Origin of the sequence: Actinoplanes awajinensis subsp. mycoplanecinus (assembly GCF_001509495.1) — a bacterium.
GTDB classification, from domain to species: Bacteria; Actinomycetota; Actinomycetes; order Mycobacteriales; family Micromonosporaceae; genus Actinoplanes; species Actinoplanes palleronii.
On record NZ_LLZH01000306.1, the window covers coordinates 69,657 to 87,036 of the forward strand.

The following is a 17,380-nucleotide window of genomic DNA, read 5'->3' on the forward strand; positions in this document are numbered from 1 at the left end:
GATGTACGCCTGGATCTGGCGCAAGCTCCCGGGTGGCCTCTGGAGCCGGCTGACCATGTCGATCGTGATGCTCGCCGCGGTCGGGTCACTGCTCTGGTACGTGATCTTCCCGTGGGCGACACCGCTGCTGCCCTTCGACGACGTGCAGGTCGGCGACACCGGGCAGATCGACCCGAACTCGGTGAACCCGAACTCCGAGGTCTCGCCCGGTACGGTGCCGTCGGCAGGGCCCGACGCGTCCGCGCCCGACGCGATCCCGTACAGCACGACCTCCAACCAGCCGGACTCCGGCGGCCTAGCAGGGGACGACTGACGTGCGCATCCTCGTGATCGACAACTACGACTCGTTCGTTTTCAACCTGGTGCAGTACCTCGGCCAGCTCGGCGCGGAGTGCGAGGTGCGACGCAACGACGAGATCAGCGTCGCCGAGGTGGGCGCCATGGGCGCGGCGGGCATCCTGCTCTCGCCCGGCCCGGGTGAGCCGACCCGCGCCGGAATCATGCTCGACGTGATCAAGACGTACGCCGGAAAGGTCCCGCTCTTCGGGGTGTGCCTGGGTCACCAGGCGATCGGCGCGGCCTTCGGCGCCACGGTGACCAGAGCGCCGGAGCTGCTGCACGGCAAGACCTCGCTGGTCCACCACAACGGCACGGGGGTGCTGGCCGGGCTGCCGGACCCGTTCACCGCGACCCGGTACCACTCGCTCACCGTGCTGGCCGAGACGCTGCCGGACGAGATCGAGGTGACCGGCCGGACCGACTCCGGCGTGGTGATGGCGATGCGGCACCGCACGCTGCCGATCGAGGGTGTGCAGTTCCACCCGGAGTCGGTGCTCACCGAGGGCGGCCACACCATGCTGGCGAACTGGTTGGCCACCTGCGGCCTGCCGTCCGCGCTGGAGAAGGCACCCGCGCTGGCCGCCGAGGTGGAGACCCGCCGCCGCTCGGCGTTCGCCACCGCCTGATCAATCTGCTGCATCCGCCTGCCGCATCCGCCTGCGAAAAAGAGCCGGCCGCCCACGACGGGCGGCCGGCTCTTTCGTGAATCAGAGGGTCAGAGCCCGTCGCCGGTGCCGGTGTCGGTCGGGTCCGGCGAGGGGGACTCGCTCGGGTCGACCGACGGGGCCGCGTCGACCACGCCGAAGCTGATCGTGCTGCCGGCGTCGACCTTGCTCTTGGCCTTCTTGCTCTGGCTGACCACCGTGCCGGCCGGCTTCGTGCCATCGTTCGGCACGATCTGCGCGTTGGGGTTCAGGCCGACGTTCTCCAGCAGCGCCTTCGCGCCGTCCTCGGTCTGGCCGATCAGGTTCGGCACCAGGACGAGCTGATTGTTGGAGACCGTGATGGTGATCGTCGTGTCCGGGTCGACCGTGTCGCCCTCGCTCTCGACATCGAGCACCTGGTTCTTCGGCTCAGCGCTGTCCTTGGTGTCGACAGTGAACTTCAGACCGGCTCTGGTCAGGGCCGCCTCGGCGGCCGCCCTGGTGCCGCCGACCAGGCCGGTCGGGACGGTGACCTTGTCCGGTGCGTTGCAGATCGTGTACGTGACCTGCGTGGTGACCGGGATCTGCGTGCCCTTCTCCGGGGTCTGCAGCTTCACCTCGCTGTTGCAGTCCTCGTCCTGCACCGGCTTGTTCGCCGACGAGTTGGTCAGACCGGCCTTGGTCAGCACGTCCTTCGCGTCGGACTCGGTGAGACCGGTGATGTTCGGCATCGCCACCTGCTGGGGCGCCACCGGGGTGTCGTTGCTCTTGTCCTTGTTCTTGTCCAGCGCCAGCGCGACGCCGAGCACGATCACCACCAGCACACCCAGGCCGGCCAGCGCGGCCCACACCCAGGACTGCTTGTTGTCCGGCGGCCGGCCACCGCCGCCCATGGTGTTCTGGATCGGCCGCTGCATCGTGGTGGCCGCCGCCTGCGGCTGCCACTGGCGCGGGCCGCTGGTCATCGCGACGGTCTCGGCGTCGTTCATCACCGGGGTCGCCAGGACCGGACGCCCGGAGGCCGCGCGCAACGCGTCGGCGCGCATCTCCTGCGAGCTCTGGTACCGGTTCAGCGGGTTCTTCGCCAGCGCCTTCAGCACGATCGCGTCGAGGTCCGGTGAGATCTCCCGGACGATCGAGCTCGGCGCCTTGGGCTCCTCCCGGACGTGCTGATATGCCACGCTCACCGGGCTGTCGCCGACGAACGGCGGGTGCCCGACAAGCAGTTCGAACAGGACACAACCGGCCGCGTACACATCGGACCGGGCGTCGACGGCCTCGCCGCGCGCCTGCTCCGGGGAAAGATATTGAGCCGTGCCGATCACCGCGCTGGTCTGCGTCATCGTGGTCGCACCGCTGGCCAGGGCCCGGGCGATACCGAAGTCCATGACCTTGACCTGGCCGCTCTGCGTGATCATCACGTTGCCGGGCTTGATGTCCCGGTGGATGATCCCGTGCCGGTGGCTGAACTCCAGCGCAGCGCAGATGTCGGCGATGATCTCCAGCGCCCGTCGCGGCTGCAGTCGCTGCTCCTGGGCCAGCTCCTCCTTGAGGGTCTGCCCGTTGACGAACTCCATCACGATGAACGGCTGCTTCTCACCGGCCGGCGAGATCTCCTCGCCGGTGTCGTAGACGGCCACGATGGCCGGGTGGTTCAGCGCGGCCGAGTTCTGCGCCTCGCGGCGGAAGCGCTCCTGGAAGGTCGCGTCCCGGGCCAGGTCGGTACGCAACATCTTGATCGCGACATCGCGGCCGAGGCGGAGGTCACGTCCTCGGTGCACCTCTGCCATGCCGCCATATCCGAGCAGCTCGCCGACCTGGTACCTGCCACCGAGCAGTCGGGCCTGCGCCGTCATAGCGTCTGTCGTCCTTCGTTAGGTCGGATCAGGCCGAGCTGGGGATCGACCTTCAGTAGACGGTACGACGCCACCGAAACCGGGTCGGCGGCCGTGCCCATCCGGAGAATAGCCGCCGAGCTGCTGCGATCACCCAGCGCGCGTTCGGCGCCCTCTTGGCCATTGCCATGTTGATACAGGAACGAGATGACACCGGCGCAGAGCAGGACCAAGAGCGCGAGCACCACCGCGAGCACGATCAACACCTGACGGCCGAACGTGCCCTGCGGCTTGCCCATCGGCATCGGCATCGGTTGCGGCTGCTGCGGGTACCCGTTGTTGTTCGGCGGCCCGGACTGCGGCCGGTAGTGCGGCGGCATCGGCGGCGCCACCGGCGGGGCCGGCGGAGCGGACGGCACCGACGCGGCGCCCCGGTGACCCGAGCCCGAGGTCGGCCGCGGCACCGAGGCGCGAGCCTGCGGGGCCGGGCTGACCGGAGTGGCCCGGATCGGCTGGCTCACCGGCGGCTGCACCGTGGTGGTCAGCGAGGACGCGGCCTGCCGGGCCACGGCCGCCATCGCCGCGGCGCTGGGCCAGCGGGCCGCCGGGTCCTTGGCCAGCGCGCGCTCCACGATGGCGCGGACCGCGGGCGGGATGTCACCCGGCAGCGGGCGAGGCGTCTCCCGGACGTGCTTCATGGCGATCTCGATCGGGGTGGCCCCGTCGAACGGCCGGTGCCCGGAGAGGCACTGGTAGGCCACCACGCCGAGGGCGTACACATCGGAGGCCGGGGTGGCCACGTCGCCGGCGGCCTGCTCCGGCGAGATGTACGACGCGGTGCCGAGCACCGCGCCGGCCACGGTCAGCTGCCCGACCATGGCGGACCGGGCGATGCCGAAGTCGGTCAGCACGAGCGTGCCGTTCGGCCGGACCAGCAGGTTGCCGGGCTTCACGTCGCGGTGCACGATGCCGTTCGCGTGCGCGGCCTGCAGGGCGTCGGCGGCCTGGGCGACGAGCGCCATGGTCCGGGCCGGGGTGAGCCGGCCGACCCGGCTCAGCGTGCGGGACAGCGCGTCGCCCTCGACGTACTCCATCACCAGGAACGCGAGCTGCTGGTCGCTGCCGTAGTCGTAGACGTCGACCACGCCGGGGTGGTTGATGGTCGCCATGGTGCGCGCCTCGCCGCGGAACCGCTCGGCGAAGCCGGGCTCGTCCAGCAGCGCGGGAAGAAGAATCTTGACGGCGACGGTCCGGCCCAGCACGTTGTCCGTGCCTCGCCAGACGTCACCCATGCCACCGCCGGCGATCCGCTCTTCCAAGCGGTAGCGCCCACCGAGCGTGACCCCCGGGCGGATCATGTCAGTTCCCTCCCCCGCCGGCCGCGGCCTTCATGATCAGCCCGGCGATGCGTGCGGCCTCGGCACTCGCGTGGCCGCCGGAAACGTTCTCCAGCATGACGCAGACCGCGGAGACCGGCTCACCCTTGTCGTTGAACGCGAAGCCGACGAACCATCCGTGCGGATCGGCGCCCTCGGCGTTCTGCGCGGTGCCGGTCTTGCCCCCGACGGTATACCCGTCGATCTTCGCGTTCTTGCCGGTGCCGTTCTCGACGACACTGACCATCATGTCCTTGAGCTTCGCGGCGACACCACTGTCGACCGGGCTGCGCAGCTTCTGCGGCGAGGCGCTGTAGATCGTCCGACGGTCCGGGCCGAGCAGCTTCTGCACCAGGTAGGGCCGCATCTGGTCGCCGCCATTGGCCACCGTGGCGGCCATCAGCGCGCCCTGCATCGGCGTGATCCGCACGTCGCGCTGACCGAGCGACGACTGGGCCAGGGCGGCCTTGTCGGTGCTGCCGTCCGGGTTCGCGATGTCACCGGTGTGGCTGGCCGCGACCGCCAGGCCGTCGCCGCTCTCCAGGTCGCCGACCTTGAGGTCTTCCTGCTCGAAGCCGAAGTCCTGCGCGGTCTTCTTGACCTTCTCTGCGCCGAGCTTCACGCCGAGCTTGGCGTACCCGGTGTTGCAGCTCTCGGTCAGCGCTTCCTTCAGCGTGACCTGGCCGTCCGGGCACACCTCGTCCTCGGCGTTGCGGATGGTCGCGCCGCCCTCGCGGTAGACGCTGCCGGCCGGGATCTCGGTGTCGACGCCGTACCCGTTCTGCAGGGCCGCGGCCGAGACGATCACCTTGAACACCGAGCCGGGCGGCAGGGTCTGCGCCAGCGCCCGGTTCAGCAGCGGCTGGTTCTTGTCGGCGTTCAGTTCCTTGTACGCCTTGGCGGCCGCCGCCTTGTCGTGCGTGACCAGCTGGTTCGGGTCGTAACTCGGCATCGAGACGAGCGCCTGGATCGCGCCGGTCTTCGGGTCGATCGCGACCGCCGCGCCCTTGGTCGCGCCCCGCTCGTTGTTGGTCATCTGCTTCCAGGCGACCTCTTGAGCCTTGCTCTTCAACGACAGCATCACGTTGCCGCCACCGGTGTTCTCCCCGGTGAACATGTCGCTGATCCGGTTCGCGAAGAGCTTGTCGCTCTCACCGGAGAGGAAGTCGTTCTCGCTCGCCTCCATACCGGTGGCGAGGTTGCTGACCGGCTTGTATCCGAGGACCGGAGCGTAGATCTCCTTCTTCGGGTAGACCCGGAGGTACTTGAGGGTGTCGTCGGTCGCCCGGCTCTCGGCCAGCGCGGTGCCGCTGTCGGCCTCGATCACGCCGCGGGGGCGCTTGTACTCGTCGACCGTGACCCGCGGGTTCCACACGTTGGTGCGGTACTCGTTGGCCTTGTAGGCCTGCACCCAGTTCAGGTTCGCAAAGATCATCCCGAAGAGGACGAAGAGAACGACGCCGGACTTGCGAAGGGGGGCATTCACGGCTTGATCACCTCCGTCATGGCGCCGTGCAACTGGGTGGGAGCTTTCTTCGGACCGGAGCGATCCGGTCCACCGGCGCCCGTCGCCGGACCCCTCGCCGCGTTCGAGATGCGCAGCAGCATCGCGATGAGCAGCCAGTTCGCCATCAGCGAGGAGCCACCGGCGGAGAGGAACGGCGTGGTCTGACCGGTCAGCGGGATGAGACCGGTGATGCCACCGAGGATGACGAAGACCTGCAAGCCCAGCGTGAACGAGAGCCCGCCGGCGACCAGCTTGCCGAACGAGTCGCGCACACCGAGCGCCGTGCGCAGGCCGCGCATGGCGATGAGCATGTAGCAGACCAGCAGGGCGGAGAGACCGAAGAGGCCGATCTCCTCACCGAGGCCGGCGAAGATGAAGTCGTTCTGCACCTCGGGCACCGACAGCGGCGAGCCGGCACCCGGCCCGGCGCCGAACAGGCCACCGGTGCCCAGCCCGAGCAGGCCCTGCACCAGCTGGTAACTGCCGCCGAGCCGGTTGTACTGCTCCGGGTCGAACGGGTTCAGCCAGACGTCGGCACGGTCGTAGAAGTTGGCGAACGGGCCGCCGACCGACGCGCCGAGCAGGTACGCGATGTAGACGCCGCCGAAGAACAGCAGCAAACCGATGATCAGCCAGCTGGAACGCTCGGTGGCGACGTAGAGCGTCACGATGAACAGGCCGAAGTACAGCAGCGCGGTACCCAGGTCCTTCTCGAAGACCAGGACCAGCAGGCTGAACAGCCACACCGTGACGACCGGGCCGAGGTCGCGGCCGCGTGGGAAGTCGATGCCGAGGAAGCGCTTGCTGGCCAGCGAGAGCACTTCCCGTTTGCGCACCAGGTAATAGGCGAAGAACGTGACGAGCATCAGCTTGGCGAACTCACCCGGCTGGATCGAGACACCGGGCAGCTTGATCCACAGCTTCGCGCCGTTCACCTCGGAGAGGCTGGCGGGCAGCACCGCCGGGATCATCATCAGCACGATGCCGGTCAGGCCGAGCGTGTACGCGTACTTCGAGATGTTCTTGTGGTCGCGGATCAGCAGGAGCAGCACCGAGGCCAGGATCAACGAGATCAGCGTCCAGGCGAGCTGGCGGCCGCCGATCCCGGAGAAGATCCCGGGCGGGCCCTGTTTCTCGTTGAGCGCGTTGGCGATGTCGATGCGGCGCAGGAACGCCACACCGATGCCGTTGATCAGGGCCACCGTGGGCAGCAGGACGGGATCCGCGTACGGAGCCACGTACCGAACCACGATGTGCAGACCGAGGAAGAGGATGCTGAGCAGCGCGGCCGGCACCCAGAAGTTCGGCTGGAGCTCGTCGTACTTGTTCGCTTCCACGGTCGCGCCGAACGCCGCGACGAGCACCATGGCGAAAGCCAGGAGCCCGAGCTCGGCGTTGCGGCGAGTCCTCAATCCCGGGATACGCGACAGCTCACCCGTGGAAGCGGGCGAAGGAGCCGGTACGGCGGGCGCGGTCAAGAAATTCCCCAGACGTTGTAGGCCGTGTTCAGTCGGCGGTCCGGCAACCGACCGTGTCGGCGGCCGAGGACGCACCCTCGGACGGTTGAACGCTCGGCGCGATGGCCGGAGCCGAAGTCACAGTGGGCGGAACCGAAGTCGCGGTGACCGGCGCCGAAGTCGCGGTACTCGCCGCCGGGCGAGCCGACGCCGAAGCCGACGGTGCGGCGCTGGAGACGGAGCAGACCGGCTTGAGGTTGGAGCCGTCCTCGCTGGTCAGCTCGGTGAGCACGCTGCGCGCGTCATGCTGGCTCTCGGCGTGGATGCCCTGCTTGACCCGCTCCTGAGCGACCGAGGTCAGGTCGTCCAGGCGGACCGTGCTGGTCTCGCTCACCGTGGAGAGGTCGAGCCCGGCGATCTGACCCGGCACACCCTGGAAAATGGCAAGCTGACCACTATCGGTCGCGCCGACGTAATACTGGTCTTGGGTGTACTGCCAGCCGGCCCAGAGTCCGCCGCCCAGCACGCCGAGCAGCAGCAGGACCAGCAGCGTCGTGCGGACCGGGTGACCGGCCGGCTCGGGCTCGCGGTCGTACCCGTCGCTCTCCGGCTGGGCCGGGCGCGGCGGTGGCTGCTTGAGCGCGGCCGCCCGGGACGCCGGGGTGGAACTGTCCGCCACGGTGGTGTTGCCCCGGTCGAGCGAGGCCGCGCCGCCGACGATCGGCGCCTGCTCGACGATGTCCGCGTCGGTCAGGTCGGCGATCACCACGGTGATGTTGTCCGGGCCGCCGCCCCGCAGCGCGAGCTGGATCAGCCGCTCGACGCAGGCCTTCGGGTCGGCGATCTCCTGCATGGTCTGGCCGATCGTCTCGGCGCTGACCACGCCGGACAAGCCGTCGCTGCAGATCATGTACCGATCGCCCTTGAGCACCTGGCGGACCGAGTACTCCGGGTCGATGTCCCGGCCGTCGAGCGCCCGGGTGAGCAGCGACCGCTGCGGGTGGCTGCTCGCCTCCTCCGGGCTGACCCGGCCCTCGTCGACGAGCATCTGGACGTAGGTGTCGTCCTTGGTGATCTGCGCGAACTCGCCCTTGCGGAGCAGGTAGGCACGCGAGTCACCGATGTGCACCATGCCGAACTTGCTGCCGGTGAAGAGCACCGCGGTCAGCGTGGTGCCCATCCCCTCCATCTGAGGGTTGGCGTCGACCGTGTCACGCAGCTGCTGGTTGGCGGTGCCGACGGCATGCCGCAGCGCGTCGACCAGGGCGTCACCCGGGACGTCGTCGTCGAGTGGCGCCATGGCGGCGATAACGATGTTGGAAGCGACGTCACCGGCGGCCATGCCGCCCATCCCGTCCGCGACAGCAAGAAGCCGCGGCCCGGCGTAGACGGAGTCCTGGTTCAGGTCTCGGATCAGACCGCGGTCGCTCTGAGCGGCATAGCGCAGGGTCAGGGTCATGGCCGCAACTCGAGAGAAGTGCGTCCGATACGGATCGGGACGCCAAGGGGGACGGGGGTGGGTCCGGAGACCTTACCGCGATCAAGGTAAGTGCCGTTGGTCGAGCCGAGGTCCTCTACGAACCACTGGCCGTCCCGAGGCACCAGCCGGGCATGCCGGGCCGACGCGAAGTCATCGGTGATGACCAACGTGGAATCCTCGGCGCGCCCGATCGTGATCGGAGCCTCACCGAGGGTGATCCGCGTGCCGGCCAAGTTGCCGGCGGTCACCACCAGTTGCCGTGCCGCCTTACCGCGTTTCGCCTTTGCCGGCCGACCCGGAAGCACCATGCCACCCACCCCCCGAGGGCTGGCGACGATGCTCTTAGACCGGGAACCCGCGAAGAGGTCCCGCCGGATCACCCCGACCACCGTGAACACGAAGATCCACAGGAGGATCAGGAACCCGAACCGGGCAACGGTGAGGACAAATTCGGGCAAGGCCGCTAGCCGTCCACTCGGAAGGTGAGCGTGGTCGTACCGAGCTGGATCATGTCGCCCGGGTTCAGCGCCACGGCCGAGACGCGCTGGCCGTTCACCATCGTCCCGTTCGTCGAGCCGAGGTCGGTCAGCACCACCTGGTTGCCGTCATAGTCCAGCCGGGCGTGCCGGCGCGAGATGCCGACATCCGGCAGGCGCAGGTTCGCCTGGTCGCCACGACCGATCACGGTCGAGCCCATCTGCAACGGGTAGGTCCGCCCGTCTCCGGAGACCAGGCCCACGCTGCGCGGAGCACCGTGACCGCCGCCGCCGTGCGGCGGGTAGCCGCCACCGTGCTGCTGGTCATAGGGCGAGTACTGCGGGCCGGCGTCGTACGCCGGCTGCTGCACCGGTGCGACTTCGCCGCCGGTGTAGACCTCCGCGGTGACCCGGAACATGCCGGTGTCCAGTCCGTCGCCGCGCTCGATCTCGACGATCACGTCGCCGTAGACCGTCCACGCCTGCTCGCCGATGAACTCGGCCTGCGACTGCGCCAGCTCCTGCGCCAGGGCAGCCGCATACGGCGCCAGACGCCCGTGGTCGTAGGGCGACAGGTCGATCACGTAGCGGTTGGGCACGAGGGTGCGGCCACCGGCGAGAATGGCCTTGTGTGCCTCGGCCTCCCGCTGCATGGCATTCAGGATCTCCACTGGGTGCACGACACCCTTGAACACCTTCGCGAAGGCCCCCTCGACAAGGCCTTCCAATCGCTTCTCAAAGCGCTGCAGCACGCTCACCGGCTCCTCCTCGGGTCCCGAGGACATGATGGTATCCGGCCGCTGCTTGCGCATCTGCTGCCCAAGAGCTGCCGGCACTTCTGACCCTCGTATGGCGCTCCGCGACGCCGTGCTAATGTTTCCTCCGTCGCGGGGCGATATCAACTTGCTTGGTAGCGCCTTCGATAACTACGAGCGACAGCGTAGTCTGTTGCACGTAGTAACCTGAAGCAGGCCCGCAAGGCCGGTTTCAGCGGTCACCGGGGTCCGTTATATGATCCTAGAGACCAAGTCACATGGGGATGTGGCGGAATGGCAGACGCGCACGGTTCAGGTCCGTGTGTCCGAAAGGACGTGGGGGTTCAACTCCCCCCATCCCCACGAGTCACCGAGGCGCCGTTTGTCCGCAGAAAGCGCGGACCAACGGCGCCTCGTCATATCTGCTCCGGAGGCCGAGCCCCCGGAAGCCCCGCATCACGGTGATTGCGGCGGGTGGCGAGGGTCACCGTTGGCCTTGGGTTGCTCGGGCTCGCCCTTCGGGCTTCGCCACCTTCCTTTGTTTGTACGAAGGTAAAGCTCGGTCACGGGTCACGGGTCTCTCGTCTTTCAGGTCGGCGCGTTTCGGGGATGCCCCGGGGTGGTCCTGCGCGGTTGGGTTTATGGGGTGCGGCGGTAAGCTCGCCCGCCTGTGAGTGGAAGTTTCGTCTGAGCGTGGGGTGTGGTCGTGGCCGCTGTGCCTGCTGAGGTTCACCAGAAGAAGCGCAACGTGCTGGGGGTCCTGGTGGACGCGACCGACTATGCGTCGGCCACCGGACAGATCCTGGCCGCCGCGCGGGAGGGCCGGCCCTACGCGGTCACCGCCCTGGCCGTGCACGGCGTGATGACCGGAGTCCAGGATCGGGCGCACGAGGCCCGGCTGAACTCCTTCGACCTGGTGACCCCGGACGGGCAGCCGGTGCGCTGGGCGCTCAACCTGCTGCACGGCGCCGGGCTGACCGACCGGGTCTACGGCCCGACCCTGACCCTCAAGGTGGTCGAGCAGGCCGCGGCCGAGGGGCTGCCGATCTACCTGTACGGCTCGACCCAGCCGACCCTGGACCGGCTGGTGCCGGCCCTGCTCGAGATGTTCCCGGCCCTGAAGATCGCAGGGGTGGAGGCGTCCAAGTTCCGCAGCGCGCTGCCTGGCGAGGAGCTGGAGATCGCGGAGCGGATCAAGTCGTCCGGCGCCCGGATCGTGCTCGTCGGCCTGGGCTGCCCGCGGCAGGAGGTCTTCACCTACGCGATGCGTCCGCATCTGGACATGCCGCTGCTCGCCGTCGGCGCGGCCTTCGACTACCACGCCGGCCTGCTGAAGAACCCGCCCGCGTGGATGCAGAAGTACGCGCTGGAATGGCTGTGGCGACTCGGCCTGGAGCCGAAGCGCCTGTGGAAGCGGTACATCCTGCTGAACCCGGCGTACCTGACCCGGCTGGCCGCGCAGAAGTCCGGCCTCTGGAAAGCGACCCCGGCCGTACCGACCGGCGAGACGGTGCACAGCTTCGCGGTCTGAGTTTCAGATCATCCGCGCTTTCGGGCACGGATGATCTATTGGGACGGAAGTGCCATCCGGCAACCGACAGTGGGTCGTAGGTCACACTGGGGAGCGCCGGTTTGTCCACTTAGGCCGCACCACCTGGCACTCTGCGGATGCTCGCCAGGACACAGCGTCACCGGGCTACCCCTACGGGTGGGCGCTGGGGGCAAATCCCGGTTTCCTGACGTGCGCGCAGGGTGAACGCTGTCGATGTGAACACCGCTGTGGACGTGATTCTGATCGGCACTCTCGCCGCCGTCTGGCTGACCGCCGGGCTGCTGGCCGACGGGCTCCCGACGGCCGGCACCGCGCTTCTGATGCGGCGGCGGGCTCGCCTGCTCGCCGTCCTGGTCGCCACCGGGGCGGCGGTGTTCATCGCGGTACCGGTGGCCACCGCTCTCACCCCGGGCACCTCGTCGGCGCCCCTGGCCGCGCTGCTCCCCGTCGTGCCGGCACTGATCGTGCTGACCCTGGGCGTGCGCAAGCTGGGCTGGGTGCGCCGCGGGGCGGGCGCTTTCGCGACCGCCCCACTCGCTCCGGTGCCACCCGCCCTGCGGGCCGCCGCGGCGCATCCACTGATCGCCGCCCCGCTGCAGATCACCGGCCTGGCCGCGATCGTCGCCCTGCCGATCGCCGCCGGGGTGGTCGACCTGCCCGGCCGCGGCGTGCCCAGCACCACCGGCTTCGCCGGCCTCGTCGCCGTGGCACTGATCCTGCTGGCCGTCGCGGTCATCGCGATCGGCATCCGCGCCGCCCTGCGCCACAGCCGGCTGGCCCCGCTGGTGATGGCCCCCCTGGACCGCGCACGCCAGCGCGTCCGCGCCGGCGTGCGGTGACGCTTGGACCGTGCCCCGCGTGCATGGGCTCAGATCTGCCTCTTGGCTTCTTGAACGTAGAGAAGCTCCAGGATGGAGCGGGCGGCCTCGAACCAGCGGTCCAGCCAGTCGGACTGCGGGAGGGTGCCACGATCCGGCAGCTCCAGGAGCAGGCCGCGCAGCAGCGGGTGGTCCGCCATCGAGAGGTTCGCCGGCGCGTCGTCGCTCCAGGCCGAGGCGGAGAAGACCGGCTCGGTCAGACCCTGCAGGTCCAGGGAGGGCAGCTTGGTCGCCCGGTCCAGAGAGCTGGTCGGGTCGATGTCGTGCAACCGCGACTCGAGACTGTGCGAGCGGGCTTCGAGACTGTGCGACCGCGACTCGAGGCTGTGTGACCGCGGCTCGATGCTGTGTGACCGCGACTCGATGCTGTGCGAGCGGGCCTCGATGCTGTGCGACCGTCCGGGCGACCGGGTCGGCAGACCCGAGCTCGCCCGCGACAGCAGCTCGCCGTCGGTGTAGTCCCCGTTCAGTGCCTCACGCCGACCCTGCCGGTATGCGCTCACGCCCCCGCTGAACCGGTCCTGCGCCGTCGACGAACCGCTACTGAGGTTCTCCGAACCAATCGTCATCTTTATGCCTTGCCTCGTTGAAGATCCGCCCCGGCCCGATCAGCGCAGTCCGGTCCGCGCTTGGAACATTCAACGAGGCGCGTCGCACCTGGCGACGGTAAAAACGGGCAAATAGCCCTGGCCGACACGTCGGTGCAGGTCAACGCGTCGGCCCGGAAAGCACGACAAAAGATCGAACCGCGGTTCAGAGGTCGAACTCGCCGTCCTTGGCACCACCGACGAAGGCATCCCATTCGGCCTGAGTGAAGATCAGCGCCGGCCCGGACGTGTTCTTGGAGTCACGCACCGCGATGGCGTCACCGACGAACGCCACCTCGACACAGTTGTCGCTGTCCGCGCCGCTGCGGGCGCTCTTGAACCACTTCGCGTCGCTCAGATCGACTCGGAGACCTTTGACCTGGAATTCCACGATCGCTCCTCACCTCGGGGGTACCGATCCCGGCGGATTTCACCATGCACCGCCGACGGATCGATGAGACCGTTCTGAATCCAGTAACGACCCTGTGTGCGACGAGTCGCGGGGGTCTTCCGTTCGGGTTAGTTCGATCGGACAGGTTGGATCCCGGCAGCTCAGCGGCTTTTAGCCAGTGATTGTCAGCGTTTTATGGTTAATGTCCGAAATGATCTGAGGATTGTGGATCATGCGGTGATATCCGCCCAGATCGCCGTCACCTGCGTAACCTCCGTGATCACGGAGCGACGTGCCATGATCACAAAGAATCACCAAAGAAGGACATGCAACTTGCATCGACGACACTGGTGGTGCAATCTTTCCGTACGGCTTGCATCACGCAACGTTCTTAGGTGATGTGGCCAAGTCCGACGAAACACCCGAAACAAACGTCCGACATGGGGCGCCGAGCCACCAGGAGTCCCACTTGGACTTCCCCCCGAGACCTGGGTGGCGGGATCGGCGATGGTGACGTTCTGCAACCACCTTCGATGATTGGCATTGTCGAAGGCTTGCAAAGGTGCATGAGCCGGGCAGACTGGTGCATCTGTGTCACAAGTCAATCCAGCTAGTCCATCAGGCAAAGAGTCTCAGGGCAGGAGATGACGTGCTTCTTCCTCGGTCCGGTGATGTCATCCACGTGACTAAGGCGGCGAGTGTCCAATTCGCATCACCGATGCTCTTCCGGGTCATCCGGGTCCATGACTGGCCGACGTACGAAGGCTGGGTCTGGCTCGACGGCTACGAGCTCAACTCGGCCGGTGACGCCGTCGAACGACGCTCCATCTTCGTACAGGTCAGCGGCCTGCGGCCGGTCGGGAAGGCTCCCGATCCACGAGCCCGCAACGCCCGTCAGCCGGCCACGCGTCCGAACGTGGCACCCGCTCGGTCGGTTCGTACCCACCGCTGAGCCAACCCGACGACGAGGGCTTTCTCAGTCCTCGCCGGGCCCGGCGGAGGCGCCACCGGCTGGCGCCGTCGTCGTCGAGGCCGGTTCGCCGGTCTGCTCGGCCGCGACGACGAGGGTGATCCGGGTGTCCGGCGGGACCAGCTGGCCCTCGACCGGATCGCTGTCGATCACGGTGCCCGGTTCCGCGTCACTGACTCGATAGATCACCCGATAGCCCAGGCCGGTGCGGTCCAGGGCGGCTTTCGCGTCGGCCAGCGGCATCCCGCGCAACGCCGGCACGGCCGCCTCGGTCGAGGTCGGTTCGGTGGTCGGCACCGTGCTGACCGGCGGTTCCGTGGTCGGTGCGGTGGTCGGCGGGGTGGTCTCCGCGGTCTGCGTGGTCGTGGTCTGCGCCGGAGTCGGCTGCGGTGTATCCACCTCCGCGCCGGAGTTCTGCACGATCACATAGATTCCGTACGCGAGCAGAGCCACGAGTGTCAGCCCCACGATGCCGAACACGATCGGCATCCACCAGCGGCCGGGCGGTTCCTCCTCGGGCGCGATCGTGGCCCAGTCACCACCGGTGGCCGCGGCCTGCTCCGGTCGTGGCGCGCGCACCGCCGCGCGGCCGGTCCACGCACTGTCGTCGGCACCGCGCGGATCCGGATCCCAGTCGCCGGCCGCCGCCATCGGACGGGTCTCCGCGGCGCTGGTGTCCCCCGATCGGGGCCCGCCGGACGGTTGATTCCGCGACGCCTGCGGCACCTCGGCGACGGTGTCGTCCACGGCCGGCATCGGACGGGTCTCGTCCGGCCGCGGCTCCTGGCCGTCCCGGCCCGGCTGGCGCTCGTCCGGCATCTCCGTTCCCTCCGCTCCGTGCACCCACGATCGTCGCAGCGTCAACGTATCGAATCTTGGGCCCGACCGGGGAGATCCGCACCCGAGGAGGCTTGGAGGTCCGGCCCGGACGGGTATTTCGCGGACATCGGCAACGGCCAGTACAGTGCCCCGCATGGCCGAGAAGGGCTGGACAGCACAGGCCGGCGCGGCGGCCGGAATCGCCGCCGGCGCGGGCGCCGCACAACTGGGTCTCGGCTACGGCCTCGGCGTCATCGAGTGGCCGGTCACCGTGACCGCATCGGACAGCACCTGGTTGAACAGCCTCGGCTGGGCCACCTGGATCACCGCGAGCGCGACAGTGCTGGGCGCGGTGCTCGCCGGTCGGCTGCGCGACGACCGCCCCGGGCGCTGGCGTGCCCTCTGGCGGTTCGCCCTGTCCGCTTCGGCGGCGCTGGGCGCGCTGGTCTCGGTCGCGCTCGTCGCGCTGCCGGCCCGCTCCGCCGTCCGCACCGACACCCTGTCCCCGCAGCTGGTGGCCGTCGGGTACGCCCTGATCGGCCTGTTCGCCGGGGTGGTGGTGGCGTTCTGGGCGGTCTCCTCCGGCCCGGTCGCGGCGAACCTCCTCGGCACCGCCGCCTGGCTCTGGGCGCTGGCCGTCGCCGGTGTCGTCGCCGAGCTGATCAGCGGGCGTGACTTCGCGACGTACCTGACCAGCTGGCAGTTCGCCGAGTCGCAGAGCCCGGTCCGGTACGGCGGGATCTACTGGCCCAGCGCCGCGCTCACCCTCGTCGCCGCGTTCGTGATCGGGCTGGCGATGGCCTGGCCGGCCGCCCGTCGTGGTCAGCTCGGGCTGGGCGCCGCGACGTCCGGCGCCGTCGGGCCGCTGCTCGTCGCGATCTCGTTCCTGTCCTTGGCGCCGCTGCTGACCGAGGCGGCCGGGCCGCTCCAGTCGGCCTATCTGATCGCGCCGTACGCGGTGCTCGCCGGCCTGGCCGGGTCGGCACTGACCGTCTCCATCGGTCAGGCGCGTCGCAAGCGCCTGGCCCGGAACTCGCCGGACGGTCCGGATGGTCCGCTGCCGGTGCCCGCGCTCGGTGCCGCACCGGCGGGTTCCGCACCGTCTTCCGGAGCGCCGTCGGCCGAGGGCGCCGCGGTTGGCGTGGCCAGGCCGACCGGGCGGGTCTCGCCGCGCCCGGCCACCGCGCCGGTCCCGCACACTCCGCCGGCCGGGCCGTCTCCCTCGGCACCGTCTCCCTCGTCGCCTTCTTCCTCGTTGTTCGCCGCGGAAAGTTCGAAGTCGCCGGCCACCGTAGGAAGTTCCGTGTCGACGCGGAAGGCGCCAACCGTCGTGGAAAGCTCGACGTCGGCCCGGAAGACGCCGACACCCGTGGAAACTTCCGCGCTGGCGCGGAAGACGCCGACACCCGTGGAGAGTTCCACGCCGGCTCGGAAGACGCCGACGCCCGTGGACAGCTCCGCACTCGCGCGGAAGACACCACCGGTCGTGGAAAGCTCCGCGTTGTCGCGGAACATGCCGACGGCCGCCGAGAGTTCGGCGGAGACCGAGGCGGCGGGGGAGAGCCCGGTGGAAGCGGCGGCACCTCGGCGGCGCTGGCTCTTCGGCCGGCGTCAGCCGGTGGAGGCCACACCGGAACCCACGGTCGAAACCACCGAGCCGGAGCCTTCGGGCCGGAGCCGCAAGCCCCGGGCCAGCAAGAACGAACCCGCCGTCACGGGATCAACCGCGACGGCATCGGCCGCCACCGGATCGGCCGCGACCGGATCGGCCGCCACGGGATCGACCGCGACCGGATCGGCCGCGGAAAAGGCGGCCGCAGGAAAGGCGAGCGCCGACAAGCCGGCCGCGGCGAAGCCGACCGGCGAGCGACCGACGGCGAAGCCGGCAGCCCGACCAGCCGCGCGACCCGCGGACAAACCGGCACCGACGCCGACCCCGCCGCCGGCTGACGAGGGCTTCGGCGACTCCGAGCTCGCCGCCGCGGCCCGGCCCAGCAAGAACGCCGCCGCCAAGCGAGCCGCGATCCGCAAGGATGCCGCGAACCGTTCCACGATCACCCCGCCGCCGGCCAACCCGACGGTCGCCCGGATCAACCCCAAGGACTAGGCGCTGTCCTGCTGATCAAGCGGGCTGCGGCGTGGCCCAGCCGGCGCGCCTGACGGCGTCCGCCACCCCGGACCTGCTGTTTGATCGGTAGAACAGGCCCGGGCCCGATCGCGTGGCGCACGCCGGACCGCAGCGCCTGACGCCGTCCGCCACCACCCGGGCCTGCTTGATCGGTAAGACAGGCCCTGGCCCGGGCGCGTGGCACGC

16 protein-coding genes and 1 tRNA gene are annotated in these 17,380 nt (G+C 69.3%); 7 read left to right on the forward strand and 10 right to left on the reverse strand.

Annotation, left to right across the window (positions count from 1 at the left end):
- Position 1: 1 nt before the first annotated feature.
- Both ADL15_RS37840 and ADL15_RS37845 read left to right on the forward strand, forming a co-directional pair.
- Positions 2 to 313, forward strand: a complete 312-nt coding sequence (locus ADL15_RS37840) for a hypothetical protein (protein ID WP_067701868.1) — start codon at positions 2 to 4, stop codon at positions 311 to 313.
- Position 314: 1 nt separating this feature from the next.
- On the forward strand, positions 315 to 965 hold the full coding sequence (locus ADL15_RS37845; RefSeq protein WP_067701871.1) for an aminodeoxychorismate/anthranilate synthase component II: 651 nt from the start codon (positions 315 to 317) through the stop codon (positions 963 to 965).
- 89 nt (positions 966 to 1,054) lie between these two features.
- Here the strand turns inward: ADL15_RS37845 and pknB are convergent, their stop codons facing one another.
- From pknB to ADL15_RS37880, 7 genes are read right to left on the reverse strand one after another with little or no spacing between them, the layout of a single operon-like run.
- Positions 1,055 to 2,839, reverse strand: a complete 1,785-nt coding sequence (gene pknB, locus ADL15_RS37850; protein WP_067701874.1) for a Stk1 family PASTA domain-containing Ser/Thr kinase — start codon at positions 2,837 to 2,839, stop codon at positions 1,055 to 1,057.
- Positions 2,836 to 4,176: a serine/threonine-protein kinase gene (locus ADL15_RS37855; protein WP_067701877.1), complete on the reverse strand. Its 1,341-nt coding sequence runs from the start codon at positions 4,174 to 4,176 to the stop codon at positions 2,836 to 2,838. Before ADL15_RS37855 ends, pknB begins: the two co-directional genes overlap by 4 nt.
- A 1-nt stretch (position 4,177) precedes the next feature.
- Complete coding sequence (locus ADL15_RS37860; protein WP_067701880.1) at positions 4,178 to 5,680, reverse strand: peptidoglycan D,D-transpeptidase FtsI family protein; 1,503 nt, start codon at positions 5,678 to 5,680, stop codon at positions 4,178 to 4,180.
- A complete protein-coding gene (locus ADL15_RS37865) occupies positions 5,677 to 7,179 on the reverse strand; it encodes an FtsW/RodA/SpoVE family cell cycle protein (protein WP_067701883.1) in 1,503 nt (500 codons plus the stop codon). Before ADL15_RS37865 ends, ADL15_RS37860 begins: the two co-directional genes overlap by 4 nt.
- A gap of 28 nt (positions 7,180 to 7,207) precedes the next feature.
- Positions 7,208 to 8,617, reverse strand: a complete 1,410-nt coding sequence (locus ADL15_RS37870) for a PP2C family protein-serine/threonine phosphatase (RefSeq protein ID WP_067701886.1) — start codon at positions 8,615 to 8,617, stop codon at positions 7,208 to 7,210.
- Positions 8,614 to 9,096, reverse strand: coding sequence for an FHA domain-containing protein FhaB/FipA (locus ADL15_RS37875; protein ID WP_067701889.1), 483 nt, complete (start codon positions 9,094 to 9,096; stop codon positions 8,614 to 8,616). The genes ADL15_RS37870 and ADL15_RS37875 overlap by 4 nt, the downstream gene beginning before the upstream one ends.
- A gap of 5 nt (positions 9,097 to 9,101) precedes the next feature.
- Positions 9,102 to 9,899, reverse strand: coding sequence for an FhaA domain-containing protein (locus ADL15_RS37880; RefSeq protein ID WP_067702170.1), 798 nt, complete (start codon positions 9,897 to 9,899; stop codon positions 9,102 to 9,104).
- A gap of 250 nt (positions 9,900 to 10,149) precedes the next feature.
- Here ADL15_RS37880 and ADL15_RS37885 point away from each other — a divergent pair.
- The 3 genes from ADL15_RS37885 (at position 10,150) to ADL15_RS37895 (ending at position 12,260) form a co-directional block, all read left to right on the forward strand.
- Positions 10,150 to 10,232 (forward strand) — tRNA-Leu (locus ADL15_RS37885).
- Positions 10,233 to 10,584: 352 nt separating this feature from the next.
- On the forward strand, positions 10,585 to 11,400 hold the full coding sequence (locus ADL15_RS37890) for a WecB/TagA/CpsF family glycosyltransferase (RefSeq protein ID WP_067702173.1): 816 nt from the start codon (positions 10,585 to 10,587) through the stop codon (positions 11,398 to 11,400).
- Positions 11,401 to 11,621: 221 nt separating this feature from the next.
- The gene (locus tag ADL15_RS37895) at positions 11,622 to 12,260 is read left to right on the forward strand and encodes a hypothetical protein (RefSeq protein WP_067701892.1); all 639 of its coding nucleotides are present in this window, start codon (positions 11,622 to 11,624) and stop codon (positions 12,258 to 12,260) included.
- Positions 12,261 to 12,289: 29 nt separating this feature from the next.
- On the opposite strand, the gene ADL15_RS57415 is transcribed toward ADL15_RS37895, so the two are convergent.
- Together ADL15_RS57415 and ADL15_RS37905 are read right to left on the reverse strand one after the other, a co-directional pair.
- On the reverse strand, positions 12,290 to 12,742 hold the full coding sequence (locus tag ADL15_RS57415; RefSeq protein ID WP_449369311.1) for a hypothetical protein: 453 nt from the start codon (positions 12,740 to 12,742) through the stop codon (positions 12,290 to 12,292).
- Between the two features lie 310 nt (positions 12,743 to 13,052).
- Entirely contained in the window at positions 13,053 to 13,277 is a 225-nt protein-coding gene (locus tag ADL15_RS37905) for a DUF397 domain-containing protein (RefSeq protein WP_067701898.1), read from the reverse strand.
- 649 nt (positions 13,278 to 13,926) lie between these two features.
- On the opposite strand from ADL15_RS37905, the gene ADL15_RS37910 reads away from it, so the two are divergent.
- Positions 13,927 to 14,229 (forward strand): hypothetical protein, encoded by a 303-nt coding sequence (locus ADL15_RS37910; protein ID WP_067701901.1) that lies wholly within the window; start codon positions 13,927 to 13,929, stop codon positions 14,227 to 14,229.
- 24 nt (positions 14,230 to 14,253) lie between these two features.
- Here ADL15_RS37910 and ADL15_RS37915 read toward each other — a convergent pair whose 3' ends face one another.
- On the reverse strand, positions 14,254 to 15,066 hold the full coding sequence (locus ADL15_RS37915; protein ID WP_067701904.1) for a Stk1 family PASTA domain-containing Ser/Thr kinase: 813 nt from the start codon (positions 15,064 to 15,066) through the stop codon (positions 14,254 to 14,256).
- A gap of 154 nt (positions 15,067 to 15,220) precedes the next feature.
- Between ADL15_RS37915 and ADL15_RS54680 the strand changes: the two genes are divergently transcribed.
- On the forward strand, positions 15,221 to 17,173 hold the full coding sequence (locus ADL15_RS54680; RefSeq protein WP_067701907.1) for a hypothetical protein: 1,953 nt from the start codon (positions 15,221 to 15,223) through the stop codon (positions 17,171 to 17,173).
- Positions 17,174 to 17,380 lie beyond the last annotated feature (207 nt).